This window comes from Nocardioides sp. (assembly GCF_024509035.1).
In the GTDB taxonomy this organism is placed as follows: Bacteria; Actinomycetota; Actinomycetes; order Propionibacteriales; family Nocardioidaceae; genus Nocardioides.
Genome location: NZ_JANINT010000372.1, coordinates 1,048 through 1,790, shown reverse-complemented (window position 1 = coordinate 1,790; position 743 = coordinate 1,048). Strand labels below are relative to the sequence as shown.

The following is a 743-nucleotide window of genomic DNA, read 5'->3' as shown; positions in this document are numbered from 1 at the left end:
AACGGGTCCCTGCTCGCGTCCTCGGCGTCGCGCCACTCGACCTCGCCCTCGGCCGCGAAGCCGAGCACGTCCGGAGTCGACAGGAACACGTCGTACCGCTCCAGGTACCAGTGCAGGAGGCCGATGGTGGCGACGCCCTCGAGGTACCGCCGCACCGCGGAGTCACCCGCGCTGTAGCCCGCCGACCCGACGAGCACCGCCCCGGGGGCGAAGCGCGCGGCCATCGCGTCGGGGTCGTGAGCGTCGACGGCGTCCTGGAGCCCGGCGACGATGCTCCGCGCGGTCTGCTCGGGGGTCATGCGGTCGATGATCGCACCACCGACAGCTGTTCGGGCGTCGTGCCACGTCTGCCGGTCGGCGGGCCGGTCACGCCCGGTGACCGACCCGGAAGTGGTTGCCGTCCGGGTCGGCGAGGGTCTCCTGGTCGACCCGGGTCGCGCCCAGCGCGACCAGCCGGTCGACCTCGTCGCGCAGGTCGCCGGCCGTGGCCAGCTCGAACCGCTGGCGGTCCGGGCCGAGCCGCGGGGCCACCGGTGGGCCGCTCCAGGTGATCTTGGTGCCACCCCGCGGCGACTGGATCGCGGTCTCCTCGTCCTGGTCCCAGACCAGGGGCCAGCCCAGCGCCTCGCTCCAGAAGTAGCCGACCTGACGGGTGCCCTCGCAGTTGATCGCGCCGATCCGCCCGCACCCGGCGAGGAACCGGTTGTCCGCCTCGATCACGCACAGCTCGTTGCCCTCGGGGT

General features: G+C 73.8%; 2 protein-coding genes. Both read right to left on the bottom strand.

The genetic code is table 11. The features are described 5' to 3' along the window. A partial coding sequence (locus Q0L15_RS21470; RefSeq protein WP_296606803.1) for a hypothetical protein occupies positions 1-299 on the bottom strand: 299 nt, incomplete at its 3' end. Between the two features lie 67 nt (positions 300-366). Then, the coding region (locus Q0L15_RS21465; protein ID WP_296606801.1) for a VOC family protein at positions 367-743 on the bottom strand (377 nt) is incomplete at its 5' end.